This is a genomic window from Streptomyces sp. NP160 (genome assembly GCF_006335115.1).
Lineage (GTDB): Bacteria > Actinomycetota > Actinomycetes > Actinomycetales > Quadrisphaeraceae > Quadrisphaera.
The window spans coordinates 29780-46165 of record NZ_VDMJ01000035.1; the positions used below are offsets into that span (position 1 = coordinate 29780).

The 16386-nt window shown below is 54.0% G+C and carries 14 protein-coding genes and 1 pseudogene; 14 read left to right on the forward strand and 1 reads right to left on the reverse strand.

Annotation, left to right across the window (positions count from 1 at the left end; genetic code table 11):
- Positions 1 to 45: 45 nt before the first annotated feature.
- The 3 genes and pseudogenes from recA to FHN55_RS16985 form a co-directional block, all read left to right on the forward strand.
- Positions 46 to 1064 (forward strand): annotated as a pseudogene (gene recA, locus FHN55_RS16975) (recombinase RecA); the annotation flags it as partial.
- 90 nt (positions 1065 to 1154) lie between these two features.
- Entirely contained in the window at positions 1155 to 1616 is a 462-nt protein-coding gene (locus FHN55_RS16980) for a regulatory protein RecX (RefSeq protein WP_218974766.1), read from the forward strand.
- Between the two features lie 3 nt (positions 1617 to 1619).
- On the forward strand, positions 1620 to 2225 hold the full coding sequence (locus FHN55_RS16985; RefSeq protein ID WP_139713521.1) for a DNA-3-methyladenine glycosylase I: 606 nt from the start codon (positions 1620 to 1622) through the stop codon (positions 2223 to 2225).
- 140 nt (positions 2226 to 2365) lie between these two features.
- Here the strand turns inward: FHN55_RS16985 and FHN55_RS16990 are convergent, their stop codons facing one another.
- On the reverse strand, positions 2366 to 3172 hold the full coding sequence (locus FHN55_RS16990; protein ID WP_257571091.1) for a YqjF family protein: 807 nt from the start codon (positions 3170 to 3172) through the stop codon (positions 2366 to 2368).
- Between the two features lie 1378 nt (positions 3173 to 4550).
- On the opposite strand from FHN55_RS16990, the gene FHN55_RS16995 reads away from it, so the two are divergent.
- From FHN55_RS16995 to FHN55_RS17050, 11 genes are all read left to right on the forward strand, one after another.
- A complete protein-coding gene (locus FHN55_RS16995; RefSeq protein WP_139713522.1) occupies positions 4551 to 4877 on the forward strand; it encodes a hypothetical protein in 327 nt (108 codons plus the stop codon).
- A gap of 604 nt (positions 4878 to 5481) precedes the next feature.
- Positions 5482 to 6012: a hypothetical protein gene (locus tag FHN55_RS17000; protein ID WP_139713523.1), complete on the forward strand. Its 531-nt coding sequence runs from the start codon at positions 5482 to 5484 to the stop codon at positions 6010 to 6012.
- Positions 6013 to 6329: 317 nt separating this feature from the next.
- A complete protein-coding gene (locus tag FHN55_RS17005; protein ID WP_139713524.1) occupies positions 6330 to 6575 on the forward strand; it encodes a hypothetical protein in 246 nt (81 codons plus the stop codon).
- A gap of 622 nt (positions 6576 to 7197) precedes the next feature.
- Positions 7198 to 9468 (forward strand): hypothetical protein, encoded by a 2271-nt coding sequence (locus FHN55_RS17015; RefSeq protein WP_180357911.1) that lies wholly within the window; start codon positions 7198 to 7200, stop codon positions 9466 to 9468.
- Positions 9469 to 9553: 85 nt separating this feature from the next.
- Positions 9554 to 9826 carry an HNH endonuclease gene (locus FHN55_RS24315; protein WP_139713525.1) on the forward strand — a complete coding sequence of 91 codons (273 nt, stop codon included), beginning with the start codon at positions 9554 to 9556 and terminating at the stop codon, positions 9824 to 9826.
- Positions 9827 to 10064: 238 nt separating this feature from the next.
- Positions 10065 to 10313: a hypothetical protein gene (locus FHN55_RS17025; protein WP_139713526.1), complete on the forward strand. Its 249-nt coding sequence runs from the start codon at positions 10065 to 10067 to the stop codon at positions 10311 to 10313.
- Complete coding sequence (locus tag FHN55_RS17030) at positions 10310 to 11767, forward strand: terminase large subunit domain-containing protein (protein ID WP_139713527.1); 1458 nt, start codon at positions 10310 to 10312, stop codon at positions 11765 to 11767. Before FHN55_RS17025 ends, FHN55_RS17030 begins: the two co-directional genes overlap by 4 nt.
- Positions 11768 to 11960: 193 nt before the next feature.
- Entirely contained in the window at positions 11961 to 13028 is a 1068-nt protein-coding gene (locus tag FHN55_RS17035; protein WP_180357912.1) for a phage portal protein, read from the forward strand.
- Positions 13021 to 14577: an HK97 family phage prohead protease gene (locus FHN55_RS17040; protein ID WP_139713529.1), complete on the forward strand. Its 1557-nt coding sequence runs from the start codon at positions 13021 to 13023 to the stop codon at positions 14575 to 14577. Before FHN55_RS17035 ends, FHN55_RS17040 begins: the two co-directional genes overlap by 8 nt.
- Positions 14578 to 15281: 704 nt before the next feature.
- On the forward strand, positions 15282 to 15698 hold the full coding sequence (locus tag FHN55_RS17045) for a hypothetical protein (RefSeq protein ID WP_139713530.1): 417 nt from the start codon (positions 15282 to 15284) through the stop codon (positions 15696 to 15698).
- 397 nt (positions 15699 to 16095) lie between these two features.
- A complete protein-coding gene (locus FHN55_RS17050) occupies positions 16096 to 16386 on the forward strand; it encodes a hypothetical protein (protein ID WP_218974767.1) in 291 nt (96 codons plus the stop codon).

Genomic DNA, 16386 nt, shown 5'->3' on the forward strand with positions numbered 1-16386 from the left:
GCAGCGCCCGGCCGGTCCGGGTGCCCGTCGACAGGGGTGATCCTCGTGGCCGCACCCGCCACCAAGACCAACGACAAGTCGAAGTCGCTCGAGTTCGCGCTCGCGCAGATCGACAAGCAGTTCGGCAAGAACACCGTGATGCGCCTCGGCGACGAGGTCCGCGAGCCGATGAAGTTCATCCCCACCGGGTCGACGGCGCTCGACGTCGCGCTCGGCATCGGGGGCCTGCCCCGCGGCCGCGTGGTGGAGATCTACGGCCCGGAGTCCAGCGGTAAGACCACCGTCGCCCTGCACGCGGTCGCCAACGCCCAGAAGGCCGGCGGCATCGCCGCGTTCATCGACGCCGAGCACGCGCTCGACCCGGAGTACGCCAAGAAGCTCGGCGTCGACACCGACGCCCTGCTGGTCTCCCAGCCCGACACCGGTGAGCAGGCCCTCGAGATCGCCGACATGCTCGTGCGCTCCGGGGCCCTCGACATCCTCGTCATCGACTCCGTGGCGGCCCTCGTGCCCCGCGCCGAGATCGAGGGCGAGATGGGCGACAGCCACGTCGGCCTCCAGGCACGCCTCATGTCGCAGGCGCTGCGCAAGATGACCGGTGCGCTGAACAGCGCGGGCACCACGGCCATCTTCATCAACCAGCTGCGCGAGAAGATCGGCGTGATGTTCGGCTCGCCCGAGACCACGACGGGTGGGAAGGCGCTGAAGTTCTACGCCTCCGTCCGCCTCGACGTGCGCCGCATCGAGACGCTGAAGGACGGCAACGAGCCCGTCGGCAACCGCACCCGCGTCAAGGTCGTCAAGAACAAGGTCAGCCCGCCCTTCAAGCAGGCCGAGTTCGACATCCTCTACGGCGTGGGCATCTCCCGCGAGGGCGGCCTCATCGACATGGGCGTGGAGCACGGCTTCATCCGCAAGTCCGGCGCCTGGTACACCTACGAGGGCGACCAGCTCGGGCAGGGCAAGGAGAACGCCCGCACCTTCCTGCGCGACAACCCCGACCTCGGTGACGAGATCGAGCGCAAGATCAAGGAGAAGCTCGGCATCGGCCAGGCCGCGGTGACCGACACCGTCGAGCTGCCGGCCGAGGCCAAGGTCGACTTCTGAGCACGCGTCAGGGCGGCGGCGGCGATCCCGTCGCCGTCGCCCGGGACGTGGTGCTCCGCCAGCTCACCGCTGCTCCCCGGAGCCGGGCGCAGCTGGAGCAGAAGCTGGCCGAGAAGGGCGTCCCGGAGGAGGCCGCCGGGCAGGTGCTCGACAGGTTCACCGAGGTGGGCCTCGTCGACGACGCCGCGTACGCCGAGGTCCTCGTCAGGTCCCAGCGCCTCACCCGGGGCCTGGGCCGGCGAGGCCTCGCGCACGAGCTGCGCGCCAAGGGCGTCGACGACGCCACCGCGGCAGCAGCGCTGGAGCAGGTCGACGACGAGGCCGAGGAGGCCTCGGCGCGGGGGCTCGTCGAGCGGCGGCTGCGGTCGATGAGCTCGCTGGCCCCCGAGGTCCAGACCCGGCGCCTCGCCGGGATGCTGGCCCGCAAGGGGTACCCGCAGGGCCTGGTGATGAGGGTGGTGCGCGAGGCCGTGCGCTCGGAGTCGGAGCAGCTCGAGCAGGAGGACTGAGCGGTGGACGTGGTCGTCGGCGCCGACGGGGTGCCCCGTTGCTCGTGGGGCGCCTCCACGCCGGACTACGCGGCGTACCACGACACCGAGTGGGGCTTCCCGGTCCGCGACGACCGGCGCCTCTTCGAGAAGGTCTGCCTGGAGGGCTTCCAGTCCGGTCTGAGCTGGCTGACCATCCTGCGCAAGCGCGAGGCGTTCCGCGCCGCCTTCGCGGGCTTCGACCACGAGGTGGTCGCCGAGTTCGACGAGCAGGACGTCCAGCGGCTCCTCGGTGACGCCGGCATCGTGAGGCACCGCGGGAAGATCGAGGCGGCGGTCAACAACGCGGCGCGGGCCCGGGAGCTGGTGGCCGAGCACGGCAGCATCGCCGCCTACGTCTGGAGCTGGGAGCCGTCGGATGGCGGAGGGCGTTCCTTCGAGGTGCGCGCCACGTCACCCGAGTCGACGGCGATGAGCAAGGACCTCAAGAAGCGCGGCTGGCGGTTCGTCGGGCCCACCACCGCCTACGCGTTCCACCAGGCGATGGGCCTGGTCAACGACCACGCACCGGGCTGCGCGGCGCGCGAGGAGGTCGACCTCGCACGCCGCGCCTTCGTCAGACCCTCGTGACGGCCTCCTCGGCGGGCGCGACGCGCTCCGCCGTCCTGCGCGACCGCGAGAGCCGCCGCTCCGTCCACACGGCGAGGCGGTCGAGGACCACGCACAGCAGGATCTAGACCACCGCGTGACCGAGCCGTGACCTGCCCGGGTCAGCGACGCGGCGTCCGCGCCGACCCGGGCAGCCCGAAGCGCGTCACCACGCCGGAGGAGAAGAGCACGGAGTCCGGCTCGCGCCCGGCGAGGTCGGCGAGACCCAGGTCGGCCAGGAGCGAGTCCTCGAAGGCCTCCACGGACGCCGTGCGCAGCGGCCACGCGCCGTGCTCGTTGGGGACGTACCAGGTGCGGCCGACGTGCCGCTGGTGCAGGCCCCAGCGAGCGGTCAGGAAGCGCGGGAGCCCGTCGTCGTCGTGGGCGTCGGAGGGGGAGAGCTGCGGGCCGAGCGACAGCTCGAGCCGCTGGTGCACCCCCGAGCGGCGTCCCCGGCCCCGCAGCGCGTAGGCGACGCGCTGCTCGCCGCCGTCGGTCCTGCGCCCGAACGCCATGGACGACCACCGGTAGGGCAGTCCGAACGCCGCCCGCGCGCCGGCGACCACCACCAGCCGCGAGCACTCCAGGGTGACGAAGACGATGCCGCGGCGGCCGGTGTCGTCGACCGAGTACAGGCGCACGTTGGTCTCGAGGAACGTGCCCGCCCACGGCACCGCGGGCCCGACCTCCCGCGGCCCGAGGCCGGCGCCGACCATGCGGAACGGCACGAGCGCCACGTAGGTCGCGCCGGGCGAGGACGGGTGGGTGTCGGGGCGCACGCCCGGTGGCATGAGGTGCGCGACGCGCTCCGGCGGCACCGCCCAGTGGAGGAAGGCGGCGTCCCGCCAGGCCTGCTCCATCATCACCGGGCCGTGCAGGGCGGGGGCGTCGGCGACCGCCTCGGTCGGAGGCGTCGGGGTGCTGCTCACAGCGACCTATCCTCGACGGGTGGTCCTGCTTCAGCCTGCCGAGCGCACGTACGCCGTCCGCACCTACGGGTGCCAGATGAACGCGCACGACTCCGAGCGCCTGGATCGTGTGTTTTCCTCCTGTGGATCGTACCGATCCTAACACAAGGTATTGACTGCCGGATTTAGCCGCGTGTGTTAGTTATTTGGAATGTGGCATGTGTATTCGTTAGTTAGAGTGAGCCCCCGTCTGGTGACAGTGATCCAACCTTGAGCCTCTAGGACACTTTTTGCCCTATGAACGGCTAGGTTCTTCACTCCTACTGCATTACCTAGTTCTTCGATGCTGGGTGCATTGTTTCCGGTGATGTAGAAGCGTCTTGCAAGGGCCACACCTAGCATTCTTTGTGTAGGTGTGAGGTCTGTGTTCTCTAATGCGTGTGTGTAGTGGAAGTATGATTCTTCTCTTGTGGATAACATAATAACTCCTTAAGTGTGATGTACACATAATAATACTACGGGTATCATTAACATTAGAAGTCCCCCCGGTTCGTGGGAAAGCATAGCCGGGGAGGATTTCGCAAGTTTGGTGCTATACTTAGTACCAGCCCCCACGGGTAACTTTTGGGCTAGGGACCGTGGGGGTTTTTCATGCCTAATTAGTTGACACCTAAAATCGGTGCTCGTATACTTAGTGTCATAGCAAGACCACTGTTTCACTGAAATAATGTGACCCTAGCCCAATGGATGACAAACGGTGTTGAAGTATTCCGGCCCCTGAACCGGTCAACAACAGGGTGGGTTCAAGTCCAGACTTGAGTGATGCCAATGTCTCACTCATTTAAGTGGTCTTCTTACCCTTCTTCTAACACGGACTTGAACGTTACTGACAGACAATGACGTACTGATCAGCCAGCCAGTAGTTAGACGGGTCACATCAATAAATCCCATGCACTAACTTGAACAACATTAGAAGAATCAACACACCAAAGTGTTGGCACCAGAGTGTAAGCGCGTGTGATAACGAGGCACTTACAGCGGCATTGGTCTACTCAGTTACGAGAGGATACTGATACATGGTTTTGATCCCGCGTTTTTCGCGGTTTCTTTCTATGTATCCTCTCTAGGCACGCTGGGGGGGGATTGAATTATGCCTAAAATCAAATACTCTCTCTTACTCTCTTAAAACATTACCTCTTACTCTCTCTTAAATTCTCTCTCACTCTCTTCTCACACACACTCTCACTTCATCAAATTGGTTGCTTCGCAACCCTAGTTGGGGTGTATTGAATAATAGGTTGCAATAGTGGTTGGTGTAAGAATTAATGGACAACTGTGCCTAAATACCTTCCTGGAATAGTCGCTTAGAATACTAAGTAGACGGTTATAGGGGGTGTAAATGAGAGTGGAGCCAGCAGTATTAGCAGTACTAGGTACGGTGTTCGGCGGGGTAGGACTTAAAATAATCGAACACTGGTTAGGTAAGAAGAAAGCAAAGACAGACCTAGCATCAGAACTAAGGGATGAACTAAGAGAGGACATGAAAGACCTTAGACAGCAGTTGAAAGAGGAGCGGGAACGTTCGGAACTGTGGGAAGAACGGTATTGGGAACTGAAGACAGGACAGTTGCTCATTAATGAGAAGGTTAGAACAATTGGAGAGGTATCAGAAGCGGTACACCCCGATGCGGGTCTAAGAGAAAGGTTGCAAGAGTTACCAGACTAAGGGAGGCAGCATGTGCGTAGGTCATGGGGGAGGGTCATACACCGTCCGAGAGTACGTAACTCATGGAGAGTGGATGACGTTCAAGAGTGAAGAGGACTACTTGCTGTGGAGAGAGGTAGAGGACATGAAGCAGAACATGCCACCAGAGGCCCTAGAAGGCCGCTCAGAGGCTCAACTAAAAAGGTTGGCACCCTCCTTCCCAAAGTTTATTAAACGGTGCCCTGTGTGGCGTACAGCAATACCAACGTAACGAAGGCGGTTGTTTGTGATAGAAGAAGAAAGGGTATACACTAAGTCGTAGCAAAGAAAGTATCAGTCATTGCTCCGTATTACACCGCCGATCAAGGGCCAGGCTAGCCACCTGGTCCTTTTTCTATTAGAGAGGATCACACATGTTGATAGACAGACACATCGAAGAGCACTTCTGCACACAGTGCCAGCGCCTCACAGACCGGACCCACAATCACGAAACAACATGGACTGGTTTCGTTCGCTGGTAAAAATTATGCTTTTTAACAAGTGATGCTTCATAATGAACTCATCAAGGGGATGCTTGGCGGTGGACCCTTGAAATTTATTACGGAGCGTTACCATGATAATTTCAATGAACAAGGAAGAACTAGCATTAGCAGCACTCATCGGAACCAAGAGAACAGAAGAAAACAAGAACGGGCATCACATCGCAGAGTACAGACAGCAAGCATTCAACCTCTCAACAGAACAGGCCAACAGGCTAGGGGTACTGGCAGAAATGGCGGTACTTAAATGGTTAGGTGCCCCCTACAATGACAGAGACGTATGGATTGATTTCGTTCCACGCAGTGAGTACAGCAAGTTAAAAGGTAGACCAGACATACAGTGGCAAGGCATGGACATTGAGGTCCGCCGGGCGAACAAAGAAGTATCGCCCATCCCACTACGTAAGAAGGATCAGGGTTACATCGTCGTTCAGCCCTTCATCCCCTACGAACAACACTCTGAAACCGGCTTAATCCGCGTCGGCAGAGAAGTTCAATTGTTGGGGTGGGCACGATGGGATGACGAAACAACAAAACCGTGGTGGTCCAACGGTAGCAGCATGGTGGCCCTTGAGAAAAGACCCATGAATAGTTTCTTTGTTGGGGAGGCAGCATGATTGAAGTATTGGTCTTCCTGGCGGTGTTCATGAACCTAGTGTTTGCATGGATGCTCATCAAACAAATCAAACAAGACAGACGATAATTTGCATTAGAAAGTGATAGTGCCATAATAGAACCATTAAGAGGGAAACCTTTGAACATTAGGAGGAAGCAACGTGGTAGTGATTGGAGCATACGCGCTAGGCATGGTGATTGTCGGTGCGGGAGCAGTAGTAGGCAGCAAGGCTAAGGAAGCGTACAACAATTACACATGGCGTAAGGACACAGAAGCATTCCACGCTTACTGTGAGACACAGAAGCAGAAGGCCGCTCTATGAGCGGCTTTCCTGGTGCAGCAGACGCTGTACGTCAATACATTGAAAAGAATCAGAAAGTCATACAGGGAGCCGCAGCGCGCAATGAGAAAGAGCGCAGAGAGTGGCTTAAGCAACAAGAGCAAACTGCTACTATTGACATTAAGAGTTGGCTGTTAGCCATAGAACTCGAACAACTAAGAAAGCAAGAATCATTAGAAGCAGCCCTACAGGCTGCAAAGAACCACCGATACAAGAAAGCCTGACAGGCCACGAAGGGGGCCGGGGTTAAGGAAGAGAAATGCCAGCACAAAGAAAAGACTTAGTACACGACGCAGGGACCAATTTCAACCTTGCAGTTCAATACCTAGACAACCTAGGTAATCCAGTAGACCTCACAACATTTACAGCAGTGCTCTCAGTTCTGGAAAGAGGAAGCGGACAGGTTCGTCTTACTTCCACCAGAGCGCCGGGCGTTGACGGATGGATCACCTTCAACATTCCACCTACATCAAACGTCACATGGCCTCTAGGCAAGAGCGCATACACACTAGAAATCAAGGACGCACTACTCAACACCACTCGCTTGCTCTTCGGTGAATTAAACGTCAGAAGCGGGTACTCAGTATGAGCGACTACACACTAGTATTCCAAGACAACAGACCCATAGTTAACATCACATCAACAGGGCCACAAGGCGTTCAAGGAATCCCAGGGCCAGCCGGTCCGGCGGGAACAAAGGGCGAAAGCGCTCTCTCATACAACGTCACATCAACAAACACCGTAGGCAATGGATCAGGGGTAGTCAGAACACTCTTCGTAGGTCCAAGCGCTTACTCAGTGGGTGACTATGTACGTCTAACATCAACAGCAGCGTCAAACCGCTACATGACAGGAACAGTCACTGACAACGATGGAACAGCACTATCCATCGACATTGACTATGCAACAGGTGGAGCCTCAAGCACCTACAGCCTCAGCCCTACCGGCCGTCAAGGGCTCAAGGGTGATCCCGGTGACAGTGTTGGCCTACCCGGACCAAAGGGTGACCAGGGGGAGCCAGGACCAGTTGGTCCACAAGGCCCTACAGGCAACACAGGAGCCACTGGACCCAAGGGAGACACCGGAGACACTGGACCACAGGGTCTGACAGGTGAGCGCGGCCTACAGGGGCTTCCAGGCACACCAGGCGAGCAGGGGCCAGCAGGCGCTAAGGGAGACACAGGCGCTACAGGTGCTCAGGGACCGAAAGGTGACACAGGCTCACAAGGGCCAAAGGGTGACCAGGGCATCAAGGGGGACACCGGAACAGCCGGTGCCAAGGGTGACACAGGTGATACCGGTCCAGCAGGGCCAGGCGTAGCAGCCGGGGGGACGACAAATCAGTTCCTCATCAAGTCATCCTCAACAAACTATGCGACAACATGGTCAAGCAAACTCAATGCCGTTTACACAGGTACAGCATCAGGTGACCACACCATCGCTGCAATACAGAACGCCACAGCCGGGGACAACATCAGTGCCCTTAATGTGTCATCAATCAACGAACAGTTCTCATCCATGCAAGTCACCGGTAGAGAAATCGACACAGGAACCATCAAGGTCAGTCACGTCAAGCCAGCATCAGGTACCAGTGACGCTAATGCAGCAGCATTGAGCATCGACCTCAAGGGAACAGGCACAGCAGCACAAGGAATTGTCATCGATGCCACAGAAGGCGGTACTACAGGTGACTTACTCAAACTGAGAAACAACGGTGCCTTCCTCGTAACCGTCAAGTCTGATGGAAAAATGGGTATTGGTACAGGGCTCAACACACCGGGTGGAAAGTTAGAAGTACGTCAAACAGACGACTCATTGCCAGGTGTCGTGATTCAAGCCAACAGCACAACAAGTGCTGACCTGTTGCAGTTCAAGAACAACTCAGGAGCATTGAGAACAAACATCAACCGCACAGGTGACCTAGTTGTTCGTGGACAGGCTTACCTACAGAACCTCCAAGTAGTCGGTACCTCAACTGACTTTGGAGGCGGTAACGGTGTCATTGGTCTTAAGAATGCCAACACAGTGCCTACAACAAATCCAACCGGGGGAGTGATCGTCTACTCCGATGCCGGTGTACTGAAATACCGTCAACCTGACGGAACAGTCATCGATGTAGGTTCTAACACAGCCGCTGCGCTCAATTACAACGCCACATCATCATCGAGCGTGACTATCGGTACAGGCTCAAAAACGTTCACCGTAGCATCCGGTTTGGCTTTTGCTGCGGGAAACTACGTAAGAGTGCAATCAACAGCCAATGCCACTACCTACATGGCAGGAAACGTTACGTCCTACTCAGGTACATCGTTGGTCATCAACGTTGTTGAGACAAGTGGAACAGGAACGCTAGGTAGTTGGACCATCGGCCTCACCGGGGCCAAGGGTGCTGCCGGGTCAACGGGCAGTGCTGGAACAGTACTCACATCAACATCGTCAACATCGAATGCCATTGGTACAGGATCAAAGACATTCACCACTGCTGCCGCAATGACAGGAGCAACGGTAGGTCAATGGGTTCTCATTACTAACACGGGAACACCTGCCAACTTCATGAGAGGGCAAGTAACCGCTCTGTCAGGTACCTCGATCACCATCAACGTGACTGAGGCTGGTGGTTCGGGCACCTTCACAGCATGGACTCTCTCAGTCACAGGTATGACGGGTGCTCAAGGTGTCCAAGGACCGGCGGGTACAGGAAGTGATTACGCAAACACCTTTGTAGACGTCAATAGAGTAACGACAACTGCTTTCCCCAACAATGGGTTTGCTGTGCTACCTCTCAACAATGAGGTATCAGACGTTGGCAACAACTATGACGCGACAACGTACCTCTACACAGTGCCAACTTCGGGACTGTACATGTGCCTTGGTGACTTCCGCCTCAGGGATGACGAAGGAACTACAGGGGCGTCTGTAGGCATCGGCATCCACACTGCCGCAGAGGATGGACCTCACTTCAAATGGACAATCATCCCTGCCAGCCAACGTCGTTACATCGACTACAGACGCATGGCGCGCTTCAACGCGGGGGATCAATTGAGGCTGTTCGTCTACTACGGGGATGCTGCTTGCACATTAGAGAGAGCAAGTATGCAAATCGTGAGACTGTCATGAGACTGGCGGGGGTACGTATAGCAATACACCTACTACGTCTAATACAGAAAGCACTGGGGGGTACCTCTAGAAAGAGGGGTGCCCCATGAGCAACCAAAGCAGGCGGGGTAAAGAGTGGGTAGCCCTAGCACAGTCCATTAAGGATAGGGATGGTAATACATGTCAATACAACTTCGGTGGTTGCACATACGACAAAGACCTAACAGTCGATCACATCACAGCACTAGACAATGGCGGTACTGATGATGAGTGGAACCTCATCACCGCTTGTCGTACATGTAATGGCCGTAAGAGTAATCATGTATTGATACGTAAGAACTGGTATGACACAAAGTGGTTCCCAAACGGCATACACTGACCAGAAGTAATCCCGCCTCAACTCTCAAACTAATTTCGATCACATCGCAACATTCGGATCGAAAGTCATTCCTTTGAGAAAGACCTGCACACCCCGCCTCAACTCTCAAACTAATTTCGATCACATCGCAACATTCGGATCGAAAGTCATTCCTTTGAGAAAGACCTGCACACCCCGCCTCAATGACCCTTTTAGGGTTACAATAAATACAAACATTTGAAAGGATTTTGATGGAAAAGTGGTTGGACCTTACGAAAAGAGCGTAAAACGCTTCCTAAAGACAGCAACATGGTTGACTGACGCTGATGACCCGATGGTTATCCACCTCAAGACCATTGCTCAGAGCCTCGATAAGCAATTAGAGCAAGACGGAGCGGTTCAAAGCGCTCTAGCCAATACGTTTGGCGTTACATGGGGCCGGTTGAAGGCTCCAAAGGCAACTAAGGACGACGTTGCAGAAGAGGACGATGACCTTCTCTTCTCATGAACGTATGGACACCTACACGCTTTACACCTTCTCTAACTGGTACTGAGGATTTCGTCACTGATGGTGACCGCCTCATTCGCATTGTTGAAAAGTACTGGAAAGAAGAAGAGGTTGAAGGCAAGTTCCACTTAGACGATTGGCAGAAGTGGCTCATTCGTCATGTGTTGGAGCGTTACCCCGATGACTGGCCGGTAGAGGAACTGAGGGGACGCCTACGTTTCCGTCAAGTCATCATCAGCATGGGTAGACAAAACGGTAAGAGCGTTCTAGGTGCCATTTTCGGTGTGTATGGATTGTTGTTCCACGAATACTCACCAAGAGTCGTATCCCTGGCCTACAGCGTTGAGACAGCCAAGGTTATTTACAACAGGGTTGGTTTCACCCTTAATAACGTCAAGCAGTTCAAGAGCAAGGTCAAGGTCACCAAGACTAGTGGCATTAGCCGTGTTGACGGTCCCGGTAAGTACATCGTCAAGCCTGCCAGTGATAAGGCGATTCAAGGATTCCCTATCACCATGTGCCTGTACGACGAGGTACACATCACTCCCGTCAAACTGTGGTCTGCTGCTATGGAAGGCACTAAGACCAAGAAAGACGGCATCATCATTGGCATCACTACAGCCGGTGATGACAACTCAGAACTGTTGAAGAAGCACTACGAGACGTTGAACGACGCTCTGCTCAAGCCTGATGACCCTGACCTACAAAGGTTCGGTGGCTTCGTCTGGGAGGCCCCGGAGGGTTCGTCTCTAGAGGACGACGACGCCATCAGAGCAGCCAACCCCGCTGTGGCGTCAGGACGTACCCCTGTGAGCCTCATCAAGACCCTTGCGAGGGACTACCCAGAGGTTGACCGTCAGCGCTACGTCCTCAACCGCTTCGTGGCGTCAGTCAACTCCTGGCTACCCATGAACCTGTGGCATGGCTGTGTCGGCGGGGGAGTGGACAGAAACCTAGGTGGTCCCTACGTCTATGCCATTGATGCCAGCGCCAACATGGAGTACGCGACCATCAGTGTTAGTCAAAAGAAGGGCGACAAGGTAAATACAAGCATCATTGCGTGCTTCGTTAAGCCTACCCACGAGCAACTGTTAAAGCGCTGCTTAGAATTAAGAAGGTACGGTTCCTGCACCTTCGTCGTAGACGGTTACACCCTCAGACGATTAGGTGAAGCACTCAAAGAGCGCGGTATGAAGGCTTACATTTTGTCTCCAAGTGAGTTCGCACAAGCATGTATCACTGCTTACCGCCTAATCAGTAGAGGACAGTTGAACACCCGCAATGAGGACATCCTCAAGCAACAGGTACCACGCGGGGTAAGAAAGAACGTTGGGGATGCCTGGCGTATCAGTAGAGCGGACTCATCAAGTGAAATTGATGCTCTCATAGCAACGGTTATGTCGGTCCATGTAGCCGAAATTCAAAAGGGAGAGGACATTCAACTATTCGTTTGACATAAAGAATAGTTATGTTACATTAAACAAAATGGCTAATGACGAAAGAAGTTTCTGGAAGAAATCCTTAGACTGGATCAACGGAGAAGACTGGAACACCAGCAGCGTCCGTTCTCAGGGCTCTGTGGGATCAGCAGGGGGAGACTCACCCCTTCCTGGCGTAGTACCGCCACCAGTCCCAGCAAGCCAAGACGTGTCTGTAGAGACAGCACTGTCTATGAGTGCGGTTTACCGTTCGGTAGACATTCTTTGCACATCAGTCAGTCAACTAGAACTAGGTGTATGGCGCGGTATCAGTGAACTGAAGAACGTTCCTGCCGTTGTTGCTAGACCTGACGTAAACCTTTCATTGTCATCCTTCCTCAAGCGTACGGTGATGAGCCTTGCCGGTAACGGTAACGCTTATTGGAGACTGCTCAAAGACGACGCAGGCGCACCAGTACAGAACATTGAGGTTCTTAATCCTTCCTCAATCGTCATCGGTTACGAAGACGGTAAGAAGGTCTACCACTACAGCGGCTACACAAAGCCTGTCACCTTCCAAGCATGGGAAATCAAACACCTCAAGTTAATGGAGGTGTTCGGTAGTGACTATGGGCTAGGCCCCATCCAAGCGGTACGTGTTGAACTACGCGGCGCTCTAGAAATGCGTAAGTACGCAGACAACTGGTTCACAGAAGGCTCAATTCCAACCGGTGTATTAGCCGCTAAGGATTACATCGACGGAGAGCAAGCCGACGAGTATCGCAAGCGTTGGGAAGCGAACCAGGCAAAGCGCGGGGTTGCGGTACTAGGAAATGGGATGACATACAGCCCCATCCTTCTATCCCCAGCAGACGCACAGTTCCTAGAGAACCAAGCATTCACTATCACACAAATCGCAAGACTCTTTGGTATTCCTGCTAATTACCTACTTGCTGAAATCAACGGTAATGCCATGACGTATCAAAACATGGAGCAAGTAGACACAGCATTCTTGAAGTACACACTAACTGCCTACCTCAGAGAAATTGAGGAAGCATTTACTGACGTACTACCAAGAGGCCAAAGAGCGCGGTTCAAAGTACAGGGCTTCTTACGTGCAGACGACAGAACACGCGCTGACGTACATGAGAAGTACAAAAACATGGGTGTCCTAACCACTGAGGAAATTCGTATCAGTGAGGGTTGGGGACCAATGCCTGACGAACTAAAAAACATGAAGCCGACTCCTGCACCTGGGATGCCGGTACAGGAGGAATCAACAGAAGACAATGGCTGACAGAGCAATCGACTTTGAAATTAGGTCAGCAGAAGAAGTAGAAGACCAATACGTCGTTACCGGTCTTGCTGTTCCGTTTAATCAGACAGTCAACATTGGTAGTTACAAGGAACGCTTTGAGCGTGGGGCTTTCTCGGACACAGAAGCCGGTGACCCACTCTTCTACAATCACGAATACGTCAATGCGGATAAGACACTCAACAGAAGTGCTACTCCCATTGGAACCATCACAGAGGTTGAAGAAACTGATGATGGTCTATTCATCCGTGCCTTGATTAGCAAGACAGACAAAGGTAGAGAAGTCTACCAATTGCTTAAAGACAAGGTACTCAAGAGTTTCTCAGCAGGGTTTGAATCACTCAAACACAGAACTGACCCTGATGGGGTAATAGTCAGAACAAAGGCACGTTTACTTGAGGTATCCGTTGTTCCACGTCCTGCCTATAGCAATGCAGCCGTCGCTGAAGTACGTGCTGAAACTAATAATAAATCGGAGGAAACAACTATGTCTGACACAGACACAATCGCTTCGGAAGTTGCTGAATTAAGAGAAGGCTTCAGCGACCTTGAGCGTAAATTCGCAGTACTAGGATCAAACAACAAGCCAGAAGTAAGCGGTTCACACTTCCGCTCTGGTGGAGAATTCCTTAAGGCTCTTGCTAGTGGAGAAGAGTCAGCAAAGGCAGAGTTCCGCGCCTACACAGGTGCTACTACTGCTGACGCTAATGCAGGTTCAGGAACTACATGGGTCAACAGAGCACTCAAGGTAGTTGAAGAGAATCGTGACGTTCTTAACCTTTGGAACAAGAGCCCACTTCCTGCAACTGGTAACACCATTGAATACCCTGTATTCGTTGGTCACACTGGTGACGTTGCTCTACAAGCAACAGAAGGCGCAGACCTTGCGTACATCGAAGTTGAAGTTGGTACACAAACCGCTTCCGTCAAGACTTACGGTGGATACTCAAGCCTCAGCCGTCAGGCCATTGAGCGTTCTGACGTTGCCTACCTAGACACCGTTCTACAGGTACAGGCTCAGTCTTACGCGAAGGCCACTAACGGTGCTGTACGTGCCGCTCTAGCCGCTGCTACAGGACAGACAGCCACTCTTGCCAATGACAACGCACAGGGCTGGCTACGCATGATTCTCGCTGCTCGTAGAGCAATCAAGACAGGTGGAAACAGCACAGCGGCTTTCGTTCTTGTTTCTGCTGACGTGTATGACCGTCTTTTCACTTTGGTAGACGCTGGTGGTCGCCCACTGTTCTCTATCAATGGTGACGGTTCTAACACTGTTGGTTCTGCGTCTCTTGCAACTGTCACAGGTTCTATCGCTGGTCTTCCTGTTGTCATCGATGACGTTGCTGCAAGCGGTACTTGTGTCATCGCCGGTACTGACGCAATCACTGTTTTCGAACAACCAGGCGCACCAGTTCGCCTAAGCGATGAAAACGTTATTAACCTAACCAAAGACTTCTCCCTTTACGGATACCTTGCTGTAGGTGTTTCTAACCCATCAGCAATCGTAAAGGCAGACGTAACACTCTGAGGTAGGTAACTGACATGGAATGGACCGACCTAAAAAACTACATGGGCGTTGACTCAGAAGACCATGATGACCTTATTGAAAGTGCATGGGATGACGCTCTTGTCATGCTTGAACTAGCAACAGCAAGAGCGTTCCGCCCTGTGCCTCAGAACATCATGGACAGGATGACATTAGAAGTTGGCAATGAGTTGTTCAACCGCCGCAGTGCTCCTAGTGGCAACAGCCAGTTCGTAGCCTTTGAGGGTGGGTCCATTCCCGTCAGGGGTCCACGCGACCCACTCACACAGGTACGTCCGATCCTTGCTATGTACGTGGTGCCTTTCTGACATGGCTGCCACAACCACAGCAAGAAAAGAGGTCGCTGAAACCCTGCAAAACGCGGGGTTGTCAGTGAAGTACTCAGTACCCGATCAGGTACACCCTCCGGTAGTCGTCTTAGTCAGTGTTGACCCACAACTAAGCAAGGTGCCGGGGTATGACGCAACAGCATTCACCTATTCATTAGAAGTGCTGTGCATCGCAGGTAACTTAACAGCCTCTAACTTAGACAAGTTAGAGGACATGGTTGAGACAGTCCTTTATGAACTAGGGGACTGGAACATTGATGGTGTTAGCGCTCCGACCCTGCAAACTCAAGGGTCAAATACGTTCCTAACAGCAACAGTAAGCATCAGTACAACAATACACATTGGAGGAAATGAATAATGCCTAACGCAAGAATTAAGGGTAAGGCCCTTGTATTCAAATTGGCGAACACTGACTACTCACAGGACTTAACAACTCTGACTCTTGAATCAGAAGAAGCAGACGCAGACGTAACTACTTTTGCTGACGCTGCTGCTGGTGGAGCAACAGACTGGTACTTCCGTGGTGAGGCTGTTCAGTCAACAGACGCCGCTACTTCGTCTCTGCACACCTACCTTTGGGCCAATGCGGGAGCAACCAACATCGCTTTCGTCTACGGACCTCACGGTAATGCAACACCAACAGTCACCAAGCCTCACTACACAGGCACAGTGTCTCTTGGACGTAAGCCAAGCATCGGTGGAGACGCAGACACAACTTGGACCTACGAAATCGAAATCAAGTTAGACGCAGAACCAACAAAGGTTACTGCCTGACATGCCTACCGGGTTAGAGGTCAAAGGTCTTAAGGAAACCATCAAGAGCCTAGAGAAGTTTGGTGTTGAAGTCTCTGACTTGAAATCATCATTCAAGAAAATAGGTGGCATGGTTGCCGATGAGGCCAAGGTTCTAGCCCCTAAGAAGTCAGGTGCTTTGGCTGCAACTATCAAACCAAGCAACACAAAGAACAAAAGCATCGTAAGGGCAGGGGGGAGGCTCCCATACGCGGGAGTTATCCACTATGGAGGTTACAACAACATTGAGCCTCACCCCTTCCTTACGGATGCATTAGGTAATAAGCAAGGTGACCTAGCAGACACCTTAGAGGCTGAGTTGCAAAGACTCATTCAGACGCTAGGACTTAATTAACTAAGACTCTGGGAGGGGTTAAGCATGAACAAAATGGAGAAGTTTTCTAAGTCACTCAAACTATCCGAGTGGAACGCAATTGAAAGAAAGACTGGTATCGGCATGTCCGAGGTAGGACAGGCGGGTAGCCCAGAAGCGGAGTTCACAGCCGCATTGGTATGGATTGGTCAAAAGCGTCTAGGCAAGACCTACTCATTCGATGACGCATGTGACCTGACTCTTGATGAAGCCGGTGCTCTTCTAACTGAAACGTTAGACGCATTGAACTACACCGACGACACAGAGGACGCAGACCCAAAAGCGAGCAAGCAGTAG